This window comes from Bernardetia sp. ABR2-2B (genome assembly GCF_037126435.1).
In the GTDB taxonomy this organism is placed as follows: domain Bacteria; phylum Bacteroidota; class Bacteroidia; order Cytophagales; family Bernardetiaceae; genus Bernardetia.
The window spans coordinates 4,071,564-4,086,368 of the sequence record NZ_CP147020.1; the positions used below are offsets into that span (position 1 = coordinate 4,071,564).

Sequence of the window (14,805 nt, forward strand, 5' to 3'; positions counted from 1 at the left end):
AATTTGAATTTAATTTTGAATAAAATTAAACCCAAAAACTACTCAAAACTATAATCTATCTGTGGATTTGGGAACATTATCTACGTCTTCTTCTGAATTTACTGGCTTACCTGTTTCACTTGCTTCATTTCTCCAACCATATGGATTCGTATCAGCTGTTGCAATATTTTCATCCATTTCTCCATTTTCTACATCTTCGGTATAACTAACTGTTCCTTGTTGCCAACGAATAAGCTTAACTTCATCTTTGAATTTTTGTCTGTTCCCTTCAAAATGTGTTACTATTAAATCTGCTTTATTTTGAGCTTCTAGGTCTTTGGTCTCGCCGTTCTTATAAACGACTATAAATGTAGATGCCATAATTGATTTTGTTGAATGTTTTTTGATTTAATTAATTGAAATTTCTATACTTCAATAAACTAAAGTTAAAATGATTTGTTTTCATTCAGTTTTTTATCTTTTTGGTAAATTTTATTTTGACCCATTAAAGAGCTGAAAATTTTTTTTGATTTCATTGAATTGTATCAAAAAACTATTCTCTTACGTTTTAGGTTTTAAAAGGAAAACCTTAATGAAAATTTAATTTTATCTCTTATGCGTACAGTCAATTTATTTTTTACTTTATTCTTCTCTCTCTCTCTAAGTCTATTTTTTACAAAAGCACTTGCCCAAAATCAAATAGTTGCTTGGCAAACGACTAGCACAGACGAAGCTTCTCAAAAGTATAGTGTTCATAATTATGATAGACAAGGCAGACTAACAAGTGTGGAAGAGCCTTTACAAGAACTCAAAACAAACTATATTTATGATACACTCGCTCGTTTGAAAAGACTAGATGTTTATACAACAGAAGGAATTGTAAAAGTAAACTATACTTATGGTTCAGAACCGACAACAACAATTATACATCCAGTTTGGGGAGAACAAAAACGAATTTCTTATAAAGACGAAAGAGGAAAAGTTACAGAAGAAAAAATTTATCATAATAAGAATCTTGTAAGACGAATTTTGTATTCTTATACAGCCTTTGATAGTCTTTTTGGTAGAGAAGTTGTCAATTTTTATGAACCTACAAAAGATGGTAAAATAACTCCTACTTTAGATTTTATTTTTAGTGGAAATAAGAAAATACAAAATCCTGTTCATAAAAAGTATATTACTTATTTTGATGAAAATACACGTCAAAGAACGAAAGAAGTTGTATTTATAGATGACAAAAAGCCATTGGAAGATAAAATCTATATCTATTCTAAAGGAGCCAATAATCAAGTATTATTGCAAAAAACACATTATACCAATTACGAAACAGATGCTCAAACGGTTATTTTTTATGCGTATCAAGAAAAAACAAATATGCCGACTTTTGTCAGAACAGAAATGAGAAAAGGAGAAAATCTACTTTCCTATTTTAGTTTAGAATATATTTATCAAAATGGAACATTATGGCAAACCATAAATCAAAACTTCGTAAGTCCGTTTGCTAACTCTGAAATTAAAACAAATCAGGCAAACACTTTTTTTACTAAGAAAGTATCTATTTTCAAAGATGCCAAACTAATCAGAGAACGTCATTATGAAGGCGAAGTATTAAGTAAAACGATAGATTACCAATATACGAAAGTATAATAAAAAGAACAGAGTTTTGTATCTTTGTATAAACACAGTAAATGCACTCAGAGGCATTTGAGAATATAAAATTACCTTAAATAGACAGCTTCAAAAACTGTCTTCTACTTATATGATAGAATTACCAGTTATAAACATAAACGACAAAAATAAAACTCCAGAACAGCTAAATGGCAAAAAACCAGATTGGTTGCGTGTGCGATTGCCTGTTGGAGAGAATTATAAGCAAGTAAATGAGCTTGTAAGCAAACATAACCTACACACCATCTGCCAAAGTGGAAACTGTCCGAATATGGGTGAATGTTGGGGCGCAGGTACGGCAACTTTTATGATTTTGGGAAATGTCTGTACTCGTGGTTGTTCTTTTTGTGCTGTTCAAACAGGAAGACCACCCGAATACGATACCGACGAACCAAGAAGAGTAGCCGAAGCGATTAGTCTTATGAAGGTAAAACATGCAGTTATTACATCTGTAAATCGTGATGAACTCAAAGATAGAGGAGCAGAAATTTGGCATAATACTGTCAAACTCACAAAAGAACTTTCTCCATCAACGACCATCGAAACGCTTATTCCAGATACGAAAGCAAACTGGGAAGCCTTAGAAACGATGATTTCGGCAGGTCAAGAAGTGGTTTCTCACAACATGGAAACTGTTGAAAAACTATATAAACGTGTACGTCCACAAGCTCGTTATGCACGTAGTTTGGAGCAAATTAAACGCACTAAAGAGTATGGAAAGCGAACCAAAACAGGAATTATGGTAGGTTTGGGAGAAACAAATGAGGAAGTTTTGAAAACAATGGACGACCTTGTAGAAAATGGTTGTGATATTCTTACAATTGGACAATATATGCAGCCAACAAGAATGCACCTTGCTGTTACTGAATACGTTCACCCAGAAGTTTTTGATTTCTATAAAGAAGAAGGGTTAAGACGTGGTTTGAAATATGTAGAGTCAGGAGCTTTGGTTCGCTCTTCTTACCATGCAGAAAGACATGTGAATGTTTAAAATTAGTTTTTTAATAAAATATCTATCCCTTTAACTAGAATAATCTCTAGTTAAGGGATATTTAATAATAAGCACTCTTTAGAATGAATAAACTTTTAGTTAGGCAATTCTTTTTTACTTTTCTGTTTCTTAATCTTACTTTTTTAGCAAAATGTCAAGATGCAATATTAGATACTTTGAGTATAGATGCAGAAACATTAGAACCTTATCAAAGGAATAATAAATGGGGATTTGTAGATGCTAATGAAAAAGTTGTAATTGATTTAGTGTATGATAAAACATACCATTTTTATGAAGGATTGGCGTTAGTAGTCAGCAATAATAAATGGGGCTTTATCAATAAGCTAGGTCAAGTTATTATTCCAATAAATTTAGAAAATGCTTATCCTTTCTCTGAGGGTTTGGCAATGATAACTCAAGAAGGTAAATATGGTTTTATAGATAAAACAGGGAAAATAGCAATTTCTTGTATTTATGAAGATGCAGATTATTTTTACGAAGGATTGGCTTTAGTATCTAATAACGAAGAGTATGGATTTATAAATAAGTTAGGAGAGGTGGTCATACCATTAACTTACAGAGATGCAGATTCATTTTCAGAAGGTTTAGCTCCAGTATCAAGTAAAAAGAAATATGGTTTCATAAATCAAACAGGAAAAACAGTAATTCCTTTCATATATGATGATGCTTGGCAGTTTTCAGAAGGGTTAGCTGCTGTATCAAAGAAAGAAAAGTATGGTTATATAAATAAAAAGATGGAAATAGTTATACCTTTTATTTATGATGATGCTTATTTATTTTTTGAAGGTTTAGCCTTCGTTGAGAAGGAAGGAAAGCATGGTTTTATAGATAAAGTAGGAAATATAGTTATAGAATTAGAATATGATAAAATTTTTAGATTTGGAGAACACTTACCAGCTTTTTATAAAGTAAAAAATGATAATAAATATGGTTTTATAGATGCCAAAGGAGAAATCGTAATTCCAATAATATATGATTATATCTCTGATTTTTTCAATGGATATGCTAAGATAAAAGGAGATTGGGGATATGGAATTATAAATACAAATGGAAAAGTAGTAATTTCTCCAAAGTATAATTATGTATCCTATGTCAACAAAGATTTGGTTATAGTTAAAATGTACGATAAATATGGAGTAATAAACAAAAAAGGAAAAGTAATTATTCCAATAGAATATGACAGGGTAAGTGATTTTGAAAATGGAGTTACAAAAGTAGAGAAAGAAGGAGAAGTTTTTTATATGAATGAAAAAGGAGAATGTATCAAGGGTTGTTCTTGATTATAACTATAAATAAATAGAATTTCCTAACTTTGAGTAGCTTTTGAGGAAGTTGTTTAAGAATAAGAAAGTTATCCCCATATATTTCCAAACGTATATAGAAATTTAGTTTTTTATGTATGATTTATTTTAAATAGGTCATTCTCAAAGGGCAGACTGTCTACTGAAAACTAAAAACACTTGCAATATCACTACAAACGGTCTGCTCTACGAGGCTGACCTACATAGAAATGATAATAATAATCACTCTTAAACAGGTTTGAGAATTAAAAAACACTAATCAATCAAAAAAATGAAAAAAATAATATTTACTCTTTCCATATTCAGTTTGTCAATCTCTCTAATTTCGTGCAACGAAACGAAAAAAAGTGATGAGATAAAAAATACGGAAAGTATAGAAACAGCAGAATATACTCCCAAACAAAAAATAGAAAAACTTGATGCCGTCGATTTTAATCAAAAAATGACAGAGTTGAGGGTTTATAATATTGTTGATGTCAGGACAGCAGAAGAGTTTGCACAAGCAAGTATTCCGAGTGCTAAAAACATTAATATAAATGATGATTCTTTTGAAAAAAAGTTGGACAAACTTGAGCGTATAAAACCTATTCTGATTTATTGCAAATCAGGTGGAAGAAGCGCAAAAGCTGTAAAAAAAGCTAAGGAAATGGGTTTTGAACGCATCATCGAATTAGATGGTGGAATGGAAAGTTGGAAGGCTGCCAAAATGAAAGCTGCACATGCTATTTAGTAATTGATGTTATACAATAATAAAATTTCTGAATACTTATTGCATGAATGAACGAAACCCACGATTTTAATCGTGGGAAAATAGAACTTACGATTTTTCCATAACCTTTAGTTATAGATTTTGCTTTCTAACTGCCTAATGTAGTTAATAATTAAAAATAAATTCAGACAAAAACACACATGCCATGAAATATACATTTCTTATCATCTTCATTTTTAGTTTATTATTTTCTTGCACAAATAAAGCTGAACAAAATAATTCAGCAGAAGAATCTTCAACCCAAAAAATAGAAAAACTAATTCCCCAAGACTTTGCCGTTGAGATGACGGAAGTAGGAACATTTAATCTTATTGATGTCAGAACACCTCAAGAGTACAATCAAGGTAGTATTTCTAATGCAAAAAATATCAATTTCAATAATTCTAATTTTGAAGAGCAATTAAATAAACTAGAAAAAGACAAACCAATTTTTCTTTACTGTAAATCGGGTGGGCGTAGTGCAAAAGCTGTAGAAAAAGCAAAAGAAATGGGTTTTGAACGCATCATCGAACTAGAAGGAGGAATAGAGAAATGGAAAGATTCTAATGTTGAAACAAATCATAATATTGAATAGAAATTTGAAATTGTAACTATTTTTATAAAAAGTATAAATATTTATTTTTTAGATTCGGTTTTTAGATAATACATTTTTTTAGATTGGTTTGAATAATAAATTTATATGTATTACCTTTACGAAGTAAATGTATAAAATTCTGTCATTTTCAAAAAGACAGAGGCGTTATCTGAAAAGCCTTACGAGTAAGAAAAAACTATCATATTTATTTAAATTAATACTACTATGTTGAAAAGAATAGCTTTTGTTGTTTCTTTGTTCGCTATAATCAGTCTTTCTAGTTGTACTCAGAGATTAGTGGATTTTACAGTTATAAGTTCTAAAAATGTCGATTTAAATCTTGACAAATCAAAAGGTAAAAAAGTAGTTGGTAAGAAAAGCTACTTCTTAGGTTTTGGTTGGAACGTAAAAGATGCTATGGATAAAGCTATAGAAAGTGGTGGAAAAGGATATGACTTACTCATTGATGGAGTAGTAAAATCTGTTAGTTATCCGTTTGTCTCTGTTGTAGTTGTTGAAGGAACAGCTATGAACTCTTCTCAAATGAAGAAATCAATGGGAGCTGCAAACTATGAGAAATGGTTGCGAGGTCAAAACGTATTTGACCCAGCTACTGCTCCAGTTCAAGAAGAAGTAGCTGAGTAAATAGCACTTTTTCTATTGTATTTTTCAGAAAAAGCATAGTTACTATAGTGTAGCTATGCTTTTTTTGTGCCTTTAATTTCCCTTGTACTCAATTTTCATATCAAAAACTGACTTATCTGTATTTGACAAGGTGTTTTTATACAAATAATTCATATTTTTTTCGTATTTTTGCTTATACAATTAGCAAATTATTTTCATTTTTCCGACTTTAATAAGAAGAATAAACAAGATTATGGATCAGGCTCTCTCAGATGCTCAACACATTGTTCAAATTGCTGCCGAATTAGGTGTGCGTGTCAAACAAGTAGAAGCAACAGCACAACTTTTAGATGAAGGAGCGACTGTTCCTTTTATTTCTCGCTATCGAAAAGAAGTTACAGGTACACTAGATGAGGTACAGGTAGCCAATGTTCGTGATAGACTTTCACAACTTCGTGAATTAGACAAAAGACGTGAAGCCATCTTGAAGTCTATTGATGAGCAGGACAAACTTACACCAGAATTAGAAGAAAAAATAAATGCTGTTCAGACACTTTCTGCCCTAGAAGATTTGTATTTGCCTTACAAACCAAAACGCAAAACTCGTGCTTCGATGGCAAAAGAAAAAGGTTTAGAGCCTTTAGCTTTGCAAGTTTTGGAACAAGGAAGGCTAGATTTGGAAAAGACAGCAAAGCAGTTTGTTGATGAAGAAAAAGGAGTAAAAACACTTGAAGAAGCATTAGCAGGAGCTAGAGATATTATTGCCGAACATATTAATGAACATGCAGAAACTCGTGCACAATTACGTACTATTTTTGAGAAAGAAGGAAAAATTTCGGCAAGAGTAATCACAGGAAAAGAAAAAGAAGGTGAAAAGTATAGAGATTATTTTGAGTGGGAAGAGCCATTAGTAGAAGCTCCTTCGCATCGTGTTTTGGCACTTCGAAGAGCAGAAAAAGAAGGAATTTTACTTTTAGATGTGCAGCCAAGCGAAGAAAGAGCAATTACTTTGTTGGAAGATAAGTTTGTTCATAGCAATACCAAATCATCAGAGCAAGTTCAAATAGCTGCAAAAGATGCCTACAAGCGACTTTTGAAACCATCGATGGAAACAGAAATTCGTATGCTTTCCAAACAAAGAGCTGACCAAGAAGCTATTACTATTTTTGCAGAAAATCTACGACAACTTTTATTATCTGCTCCTTTAGGACAAAAAAGTACACTTGCCTTAGACCCTGGGTTTAGAACAGGCTGTAAATTGGTAGTATTAGACAAACAAGGAAAGCTAGTCTATAATGATACAGTATATCCAAACGAACCTCAAAAAGAGACCCTAAAAGCAGGAAATATAATCTTGGCTTTAGCAGAAAAATATAATATTGAAGCTATTGCAATCGGAAATGGAACGGCAAGTAGAGAAACAGAGCGTTTTATAAAATCAATTCCAAATCTACCAAAAACGATTCAGATTGTCGTGGTAAGTGAAAGTGGAGCTTCTATTTATTCAGCTTCAGAAGTAGCTCGGGAAGAATTTGCAGAGTATGATTTGACAGTTCGTGGAGCAGTTTCGATTGGTCGCAGACTTATGGACCCACTAGCAGAACTTGTAAAACTTGACCCAAAATCTATTGGAGTAGGGCAATATCAGCACGATGTTGATCAAAAACAACTCAAAAATAGTCTTGATGATACAGTTATGAGTTGTGTAAATGCTGTTGGTGTAGAAGTAAATACAGCAAGTAAAGAGTTATTGAGCTATGTTTCAGGTTTGGGGGCTTCTCTTGCCAAAAATATTGTAACATTCAGAAATGAAAATGGTGCGTTTACAAGTAGAGCGCAACTCAAAAAAGTACCTCGTTTGGGAGATAAAGCTTATGAACAAGCAGCAGGATTTTTACGTATTCGTGATGCAAAGAATTTATTAGATGCGAGTGCCGTTCATCCAGAAAGTTATCCAATTGTAGAAAAAATGGCGAAAGATGTAGGCACGAGTGTCGAAGAGCTAATAAAAAATGAAGAACTTCGTAAAAAAATCAATCTAAAAAACTACGTTACTGATACTGTTGGGTTACCAACGCTTGAAGACATTGTTTCCGAACTTGCCAAACCAGGGAGAGACCCTCGTGAGCAGTTTGAATCTTTTTCATTTGAAGAAGGAGTAGAAAAAATGGAAGATTTGAAGGTAGGAATGAAGCTTTCAGGGATTGTAACTAATATTACAGATTTTGGAGCTTTTATCGATGTAGGAGTTCATCAAGACGGACTAGCGCATATTAGTCAGCTTTCAGACAAATTTATTAATCATCCAACCGATGCTGTAAAAGTTCATCAGAAGGTAGAAGTAACAGTTATGGATGTAGATTTAGGAAGAAAAAGAATTTCATTAAGTTTAAAAGCTGAACCGTTTGGAGGAAATCCACCAAAAACAGGAGGTTCAAGTAATACTTCTTCAGAAACTAAATCGCAAAGACCACAAAGAGTAGCAACAAGAAAACCAATAACAAAGGTAGAAAAAGAAGCCATTTCAAAACTTGGTAAGGAGAGAAAAAATGACTCTAAATTTACTAGAGGAAGTTCTTTATCAGAAGAAGACCAAACACAAACAGAACGCCCAAAAAGAAAATCATCTTACAAAAAGGCTGATTCGTTTGTAAAAAGACAAGAAAAACAAAAAGAAGAAGAGCAAGAAACAGGTGGAACAATGGAAGACAAACTAGCTGCCCTCAGAAATAAATTTGGAAAGTAAAAATCAATCTTACTTTTTAATAACAACTCTTCATTCGTATTATATAGACGAATGAAGAGTTTTTGTTTGTACTTATCAAAGGCATCTAGCCTTATTTTTTTGTCTATACTATTACAAAATCAAGAAATTTTATCATAAAATTACATTATTATAGAATAAAAACTCTACATTTGCACTTTATATTACTTATCAATTCTTTAACAACTAATTTATAAACTATGAAAAAAATACAATTATTAGTTTTCTGGATGGCTATTCTATTTATATCTAGTTGTAGTATAAACTGTGATGAAGAAATAGGAACATATGGAAATGAAGAAAAACGGCAAAACTTCAAAGTTATATATGAAAAAGAACCTAATAATTGGCAACCTATTATTGGGTTATCTGGCAGGTATCCAGCAGATAGCATTCAACTCTACGATGAAAACTATCAACCTGTAGAAAGCTTTGGAGCTAGTGCAACAGGACAATGCAATTTTGTATATGTAGATATAGACACACCCAAAGAAGAAGATATAACCAAAACTTACTATTTATATCTCTCTTACCTAGATACAGATACCATACGTCACGAATATAGAGTAAATAAGAACACTTGTAAGTATTTACTTGATTATGGATGTTTTTTTTATAACAATCAATTAACTGAATCAACAACTAATGACACAGGAATTCCAGTATCAACAATTCGTAAAAACTAGTATCTTCATCTTTCTGCTTTTATTTAGTTTTACTATAAAAGCTCAAGAATGATGAAACATCAGATATTCAACCACAAGAAGCAATGAATTATCCATGGTTTGGAAACCCAGACTATTTACCTTCTTTTATGGATAGCGTAAGGAGTGTCGATGGTATTCCTTCACAATATTCTCGTATTATACCTAGCATAAAGTGGCATATACCTATTAAATTTTGGATTCTGACAGAGGGCATTTAGCCTTATTTTTTTGTCTATACTATTACAAAATCAAGAAATTTTATCATAAAATTACATTATTGTAGAATAAAAACTCTACATTTGCACTTTATATTACTTATCAATTCTTTAACAACTAATTTATAAACTATGAAAAAAATACAATTATTAGCCTACTTTATGACTCTACTGCTTATTTGGGGCTGTAGTAATAAATGCCCTGACCAATTTGGAGATGAAGAAGTCTTGGAAAAAAGACAAAACTTCAAAGTTATATATGAAAAAGAACCTGATAACTGGCAACCTATTATTGGGTTATTTGGCAGGTATCCAGCAGATAGCATTCAACTCTACGATGAAAATTACGAGCCTGTAGAAAGCTTTGGAGCTAGTGCAACAGGACAATGCAATTTTGTATATGTAGATATAGACACACCCAAAGAAGAAGATATAATCAGAACTTACTATCTATATCTCTCTTACCTAGATACAGATACCATACGTCACGAATATAGAGTAAATAAGAACACTTGTAAATATTTACTTGATTATGGACGTTTTTTTTATAATAACAAATTAATTACTCAAAATGAAAAAGCAAATTTTATCCCAAGTGCATCAATCAATAAGTAGATATGTAATTCCCCTGCCCTTTTTCGGCTTCTAAATAGCCGTTGCTTGGTTCTGCCGAGTAACCTATATGTATTCGGCTTCCAGCCGTGAATTTGTATTTTAATTCATAACTTAAACCAAAGGCTACTAAGTCTTATTTTTTTGTCTACATTCAAATTTTATATTCGTAGAATAAAAAAACATACATCTAAATTTGTCAAAATTACCATTTGGAAATTATGTCTTGAAAGTGATTACAAAAGAAGAGGTGTTTTTTTAGTCAGGTGATAAAGGAGTAATACATTTTGACTTTCACAAAAAACTCTACTTTTAAAACAAAACCCCTAAATTTTACTATGAAATTTAGGGGTTTTATTGTTTTTAGTTTATGATTACTAATTATCCATAGAAGCCAAAAATTCATCATTTGATTTTGTGCCTCTCATATGTTTGAGCATATAATCCATTGCTTCGTTGGAGTGCATGTCATTCATCATTCTACGCAAAATCCAAACACGTTGTAAAGTATCTTTATCTAATAATAAATCTTCACGACGAGTACCAGAAGCAGGAATATCAATAGCAGGATAAACTCGTTTGTTGGCAAGTTTACGGTCAAGCTGGAGTTCCATATTACCTGTTCCCTTAAATTCTTCAAAGATTACTTCATCCATTTTCGAACCTGTATCAATCAAAGCAGTTGCGATAATAGTTAGTGAACCTCCATTTTCTACATTACGAGCAGCACCAAAAAAGCGTTTTGGTTTGTGAAGTGCATTTGCATCAACACCACCAGAAAGAATTTTGCCAGAAGAAGGAACAGTCGTATTATAAGCACGAGCCAAACGAGTAATCGAATCTAAAAGAATAACTACATCGTGTCCACATTCTACTAAACGCTTTGCTTTTTCCAAAACCATATTGGCTACTTTTACGTGTCTATCTGCCTGTTCGTCAAAAGTAGAAGCAACTACTTCTCCTCTTACGCTACGTTCCATATCAGTTACTTCTTCAGGACGCTCATCTATCAAAAGAACCAATAAATAACATTCAGGGTGGTTTTCGGCAATTGCATTTGCAATTTCTTTCAAAAGAACCGTTTTACCAGTCTTTGGTTGGGCGACAATCATTCCACGCTGTCCTTTTCCAATAGGAGCAAACAAATCTAGCATTCTAGTTGAGTATGTATTTGCTCTTGTAGAAAGATTTAGTCGTTCACGAGGAAAAAGTGGCGTAAGGTGTTCGAAAGAAACTCTATCTCTAATCTGTTCGGTAGTTTTTCCGTTTACAGATTCAATTCTTAATAAGGCAAAATATTTTTCTCCGTCTTTTGGTGGACGAATTTGTCCTTTTACAGTATCTCCTGTTTTTAATCCTAAGAGTTTGATTTGAGAAGGCGAAATATAAACATCATCAGGACTAGCCAAGTAGTTATAGTCTGAAGAACGTAAAAATCCATATCCATCAGAGATAACTTCTAAAACTCCCTCACTCATTACGACACCATCAAATTCACGGATATTATATTTTTTGTTAGAAGATTTTCTGTCTGAATTTCTATCACTTCTATCATTACTGCGACTTGATTTTTCCGAACGGCTAGAGTTATCTTTCTCATCATCATTTGATTTTGAGCGTTGAGAAGCCCTTTGAATAGGTGCTTTTGTATCCGTTTCTTTTACATTTACTCGGCTTCGACGACGTGAGCTTTCGTTTTCTTTTCGTTCTTCATTACGTGCATCTAATCTTGAACGTCTTTCTGTTCTTTCTTTAGAATCTTTGCCTGAATCTGTATTTTCTTTACTCTCTTTCTTGTCAGCTGTGTCGCTTTTGCCAATAAGATTTGCTCGTTTTCTTTCACGAAGTGTTTCTCGGATTCGCTCTATCGAATCATCTTTTTTAGTTTCTTCTTTTTTCTCCTCTTTTTCATCTGTAGAAGTTTTGGTAGCTGTTGTTGTTTCTGTTGAATCCTTTGCTTCATTAGCTTCTTGTTTTTCTTTCTTCAAGAAACTAAATGTAGGAAGTTTGTAACCAGATTCTTTTTTCTCTTCTTCTTTTACAGCTGTTTTTTCGACAGAGACAGTTTCTTTTTTAGAAGAGGCAGAAGAGACTTTTGCTGTTTCTTTGCTAGAGTCATTATCTTCATCTTCTTTATTAGCTTGATGATCCAAGATTTTATAAATAAGGTCTTTTTTGGCTAAACGGCTATGATTTTTCAAGCCCATTTCGGTAGCGATAGTACGCAATTCGGAGAGTAAGCGAACATTAAGTTCCTCAATATTATACATATTGACTTATAAGGTTGGTAGGAATAATTGTTTAATTCTAAGAAATTAGTTTAGAAAGTTCATTAAGAACAATCTAAAAGACATAGAAAAAACGTGAAGTTGTAATAAAAATAGTTAAAGAAATGACGTAAATTTAATGACTATCATTCTGCTTTAATCTTAAATTGAAATTTGAAAGGATAAATCGAATCTAAAATTAAAAAATAGATTAAAATTTATCTGTAATAATGTATTGTAGATTCTTCTTATACTTCCTTCATTACTTTCAATGTTGATTTAATGTTAGTAGGAAATTATAAAAAGTAAAAAGACATTTTTTGAAATATGAAAGGAGATATTTTGGTTTCTATAAAACTGTATGCAAACCATAAATTTAACTAAGCATTTATTAACGTATTCATCTTCATCAATTGAGCGTCAAAAAAAACACTAATTTACTTTATCAAATTTGTTCTCTTTCTATTTATCCTTTAGTAGTAATATTATAATTCTGTTTTTAAAGGATATGTAAATATAACAATTTTTCTGAGTAATGTTTCTATTTCTACATTATTTTTTAGGAAATATCTTCAAATAGCCTTTATTTGCTCCAATATTTCCAAAATGCCCATACTTTTCGGTTTTTAAGATATTCTAAATTCCATTCATTTTGATAAGCTTCTTTTTCAAAAACAATATTCATATATGCTGAATAATGCTTTTTGATTTTGATAAGTTGGATAAAATAGTGCCCTAAATAAACTAAGTAAAAAGGAATAATAAGCATTTCTAGCTGCTGACGTAAATGTATTTTTTCGTGATTGATTAATACTTTATCATACTTATCTTTTTCTGAATCTACCAAGACAAAAGGAAATAAAGCCATTGCACGAGGTGGATTTTTTAAGATTTTAAATAAAAAAGGATTAGAGAGTAGAATCAATTGGATTTTGGAAATTAAGTAGTAATAAAAATATAGTTTTGTATCAAAAAATTCTAACGACTGAATTGCTTTTTTTCTTCTGGCGACAAACTATCCCATCTTTTTTTGAGATTTTCTAACGTTGGGATACAACTTTCTAAACCCATCTGAACGCATAAAGTGTTTATATCTGTTGCAGGTTTTGATTTGCTACTATTTATTTTTTGGATAATAAAAGGAGATACTATTTTTGCAGCTTTTTCAGCATGTATATCCGATAATTTTAAATTATCTCTAAGCTTTTTGGCGTGGAAATATTCCATCAATGAAGTAATTTGAGTAACAGAAAGTGAAGTAGCTGTTCCATTATATACTTTCAAAAATTCATCAAAATGCCCTGCCCCAGCTTCACTTTCTAAGAGCCGAATATAAGAATCTTTAGCAAGTTCTATGGCTTGATGTGTTGTTTGTTCAGATGTACTTACTTCATTTTTTATATTTTCTGCTAGTTTGCTTTTAGCATCATTAATTATTTTATCTATTGGGCTGGTAGTCATGGTTATTATTTTTTGAATATTTTGATTAAGCATTAAAATTTCTCATAATCTAATCAAATAAATCAAAGTATGAGAAACTTTAAAATCAATAAAGGTTTTCTTATAAAAAAATATAAGTTCATTTTTTATGCTTTGAGCATATATTCTTAAATTGTAGTTGTTGGTGTCGCTTCGCTAAAACACCAACAACGGCAGTTTTCGTCTTTTATAAGAAAACTCTGAAAATCAATAAGACAAGAAATATCTAGCTAAAAAGTCCACCTAAGCCACCTTTTCCTCCAAGCAAACCTCCTAACATTCCACCAATATTATCTAAGTTATCAAGCCCCAATTTTGACATCATCGAACCTTCATCTTCTGCACTTCCTGTTTCTGGAGAAGCAATTTTAGACATAATAAAAGGAATGACCATATTAGAAACCATAGCAGCCGTTTCTTTCGAAACACCCATTTTTTCCATCATATCTCCCCCAAACTGATCTACAAGACGCATAACCATTGGGTTTGCTGTCGTGGCAGTTGCTTTTCCATTAAAAATATCTAATAGTTGTGGCAAATTTCCACTCATTGCTTCACTTGCCATTTGAGTAAGAAATGAATTTTTGGCTACATCAGCCGTTTCGCTCACTTGTGAAGAAGATAATCCTGCTTCTTGTTGGAGTTGTGTTCCGAGTTGTCCTTGTGCGAGTTGTAATAAATCGTCTAACATATTTTTAATAGTTTGTGTAAAGTTTGAGCGTTGAATTTATGACTAACTCTACAAGATACTATTTTTTATGAAATTTATGAATAGCTTTTCAAAATACACAAAAAATATTAAAGGTATATACAAAAATTAGCATTGAATAAAGA

15 protein-coding genes are annotated in these 14,805 nt (G+C 31.8%); 10 read left to right on the forward strand and 5 right to left on the reverse strand.

Annotation, left to right across the window (positions count from 1 at the left end; all coding sequences use genetic code 11):
- Window positions 1-48: 48 nt before the first annotated feature.
- Entirely contained in the window at window positions 49-360 is a 312-nt protein-coding gene (locus tag WAF17_RS17210) for a hypothetical protein (RefSeq protein WP_338762231.1), read from the reverse strand.
- 234 nt (window positions 361-594) lie between these two features.
- Between WAF17_RS17210 and WAF17_RS17215 the strand changes: the two genes are divergently transcribed.
- The 10 genes from WAF17_RS17215 to WAF17_RS17260 all read left to right on the forward strand — a co-directional run bounded on the left by WAF17_RS17215 (window position 595) and on the right by WAF17_RS17260 (window position 10,228).
- Window positions 595-1,626, forward strand: coding sequence for a hypothetical protein (locus WAF17_RS17215; protein WP_338762234.1), 1,032 nt, complete (start codon window positions 595-597; stop codon window positions 1,624-1,626).
- Between the two features lie 112 nt (window positions 1,627-1,738).
- The gene (gene lipA / locus WAF17_RS17220) at window positions 1,739-2,638 is read left to right on the forward strand and encodes a lipoyl synthase (RefSeq protein ID WP_338762236.1); all 900 of its coding nucleotides are present in this window, start codon (window positions 1,739-1,741) and stop codon (window positions 2,636-2,638) included.
- Window positions 2,639-2,721: 83 nt separating this feature from the next.
- The gene (locus WAF17_RS17225) at window positions 2,722-3,939 is read left to right on the forward strand and encodes a WG repeat-containing protein (protein ID WP_338762238.1); all 1,218 of its coding nucleotides are present in this window, start codon (window positions 2,722-2,724) and stop codon (window positions 3,937-3,939) included.
- A 292-nt stretch (window positions 3,940-4,231) separates the two neighbouring features.
- The gene (locus WAF17_RS17230) at window positions 4,232-4,690 is read left to right on the forward strand and encodes a rhodanese-like domain-containing protein (protein ID WP_338762241.1); all 459 of its coding nucleotides are present in this window, start codon (window positions 4,232-4,234) and stop codon (window positions 4,688-4,690) included.
- Window positions 4,691-4,874: 184 nt separating this feature from the next.
- The gene (locus WAF17_RS17235) at window positions 4,875-5,303 is read left to right on the forward strand and encodes a rhodanese-like domain-containing protein (RefSeq protein ID WP_338762244.1); all 429 of its coding nucleotides are present in this window, start codon (window positions 4,875-4,877) and stop codon (window positions 5,301-5,303) included.
- A gap of 225 nt (window positions 5,304-5,528) precedes the next feature.
- On the forward strand, window positions 5,529-5,948 hold the full coding sequence (locus WAF17_RS17240; protein ID WP_338762247.1) for a hypothetical protein: 420 nt from the start codon (window positions 5,529-5,531) through the stop codon (window positions 5,946-5,948).
- A 232-nt stretch (window positions 5,949-6,180) separates the two neighbouring features.
- A complete protein-coding gene (locus tag WAF17_RS17245; protein WP_338762250.1) occupies window positions 6,181-8,673 on the forward strand; it encodes a Tex family protein in 2,493 nt (830 codons plus the stop codon).
- Window positions 8,674-8,891: 218 nt separating this feature from the next.
- Window positions 8,892-9,377, forward strand: coding sequence for a hypothetical protein (locus WAF17_RS17250; protein WP_338762253.1), 486 nt, complete (start codon window positions 8,892-8,894; stop codon window positions 9,375-9,377).
- 83 nt (window positions 9,378-9,460) lie between these two features.
- A complete protein-coding gene (locus WAF17_RS17255; protein WP_338762256.1) occupies window positions 9,461-9,616 on the forward strand; it encodes a hypothetical protein in 156 nt (51 codons plus the stop codon).
- Window positions 9,617-9,745: 129 nt separating this feature from the next.
- Window positions 9,746-10,228: a hypothetical protein gene (locus tag WAF17_RS17260; protein ID WP_338762259.1), complete on the forward strand. Its 483-nt coding sequence runs from the start codon at window positions 9,746-9,748 to the stop codon at window positions 10,226-10,228.
- Window positions 10,229-10,602: 374 nt separating this feature from the next.
- Here WAF17_RS17260 and rho read toward each other — a convergent pair whose 3' ends face one another.
- From rho to WAF17_RS17280, 4 genes are all read right to left on the reverse strand, one after another.
- Window positions 10,603-12,495, reverse strand: coding sequence for a transcription termination factor Rho (gene rho / locus WAF17_RS17265; RefSeq protein ID WP_338762262.1), 1,893 nt, complete (start codon window positions 12,493-12,495; stop codon window positions 10,603-10,605).
- 580 nt (window positions 12,496-13,075) lie between these two features.
- The gene (locus tag WAF17_RS17270; protein WP_338762265.1) at window positions 13,076-13,417 is read right to left on the reverse strand and encodes a hypothetical protein; all 342 of its coding nucleotides are present in this window, start codon (window positions 13,415-13,417) and stop codon (window positions 13,076-13,078) included.
- 53 nt (window positions 13,418-13,470) lie between these two features.
- Entirely contained in the window at window positions 13,471-13,953 is a 483-nt protein-coding gene (locus tag WAF17_RS17275) for a hypothetical protein (RefSeq protein ID WP_338762268.1), read from the reverse strand.
- Window positions 13,954-14,197: 244 nt separating this feature from the next.
- Window positions 14,198-14,662, reverse strand: coding sequence for a hypothetical protein (locus tag WAF17_RS17280; protein ID WP_338762271.1), 465 nt, complete (start codon window positions 14,660-14,662; stop codon window positions 14,198-14,200).
- Window positions 14,663-14,805 lie beyond the last annotated feature (143 nt).

Excerpts from the sequence above, each read along its gene's own strand:
- WAF17_RS17210 (WP_338762231.1), bottom strand. The coding sequence starts at position 360 with ATGGCATCTACATTTATAGTCGTTTATAAGAACGGCGAGACCAAAGAC.
- WAF17_RS17215 (WP_338762234.1), top strand. The coding sequence starts at position 595 with ATGCGTACAGTCAATTTATTTTTTACTTTATTCTTCTCTCTCTCTCTA.
- lipA (WP_338762236.1), top strand. The coding sequence starts at position 1,739 with ATGATAGAATTACCAGTTATAAACATAAACGACAAAAATAAAACTCCA.
- WAF17_RS17225 (WP_338762238.1), top strand. The coding sequence starts at position 2,722 with ATGAATAAACTTTTAGTTAGGCAATTCTTTTTTACTTTTCTGTTTCTT.
- WAF17_RS17230 (WP_338762241.1), top strand. The coding sequence starts at position 4,232 with ATGAAAAAAATAATATTTACTCTTTCCATATTCAGTTTGTCAATCTCT.
- WAF17_RS17235 (WP_338762244.1), top strand. The coding sequence starts at position 4,875 with ATGAAATATACATTTCTTATCATCTTCATTTTTAGTTTATTATTTTCT.
- WAF17_RS17240 (WP_338762247.1), top strand. The coding sequence starts at position 5,529 with ATGTTGAAAAGAATAGCTTTTGTTGTTTCTTTGTTCGCTATAATCAGT.
- WAF17_RS17245 (WP_338762250.1), top strand. The coding sequence starts at position 6,181 with ATGGATCAGGCTCTCTCAGATGCTCAACACATTGTTCAAATTGCTGCC.
- WAF17_RS17250 (WP_338762253.1), top strand. The coding sequence starts at position 8,892 with ATGAAAAAAATACAATTATTAGTTTTCTGGATGGCTATTCTATTTATA.
- WAF17_RS17255 (WP_338762256.1), top strand. The coding sequence starts at position 9,461 with ATGAATTATCCATGGTTTGGAAACCCAGACTATTTACCTTCTTTTATG.
- WAF17_RS17260 (WP_338762259.1), top strand. The coding sequence starts at position 9,746 with ATGAAAAAAATACAATTATTAGCCTACTTTATGACTCTACTGCTTATT.
- rho (WP_338762262.1), bottom strand. The coding sequence starts at position 12,495 with ATGTATAATATTGAGGAACTTAATGTTCGCTTACTCTCCGAATTGCGT.
- WAF17_RS17275 (WP_338762268.1), bottom strand. The coding sequence starts at position 13,953 with ATGACTACCAGCCCAATAGATAAAATAATTAATGATGCTAAAAGCAAA.
- WAF17_RS17280 (WP_338762271.1), bottom strand. The coding sequence starts at position 14,662 with ATGTTAGACGATTTATTACAACTCGCACAAGGACAACTCGGAACACAA.